We start from the raw sequence: 263 nt of genomic DNA, 5'->3' as shown, positions 1-263 counted from the left end.
CCCGGACGGTGCGCTGCCGGCCGTCCACCCCAGTCAGCGCGGCTATCCGGCGGCCCCCTTCGTGCCGGTCGTCGACGACCCGCCGAGCGACCTGCTGGCCACCGGCCCTGTGGTCGGGCTGCTGCACCGCAACGAGGTGTGGCACGCGTGGCTGTTCCGGGCGACGGACTACTGCTGGCAGCGGATCGAGTCCCTGGAGTCGTCCCACCCGTACGAGATCGAGGCCGCCGTCACCTTCCTGGACGCCGCGCCCGACCGCCCGC

The 263-nt window shown here is 74.1% G+C and carries 1 pseudogene; it reads left to right on the top strand.

Annotated elements, in window-relative coordinates:
* A pseudogene (locus IE249_RS37090) lies at positions 1-263 on the top strand (hypothetical protein); the annotation flags it as partial.

The sequence above is a fragment of the Streptomyces anandii JCM 4720 genome (assembly GCF_014650655.1).
Taxonomy (GTDB): domain Bacteria; phylum Actinomycetota; class Actinomycetes; order Streptomycetales; family Streptomycetaceae; genus Streptomyces; species Streptomyces anandii.
The sequence above is the reverse complement of the archived record's forward strand: the minus strand, read 5'-3'. Positions and strand labels throughout refer to the sequence as shown.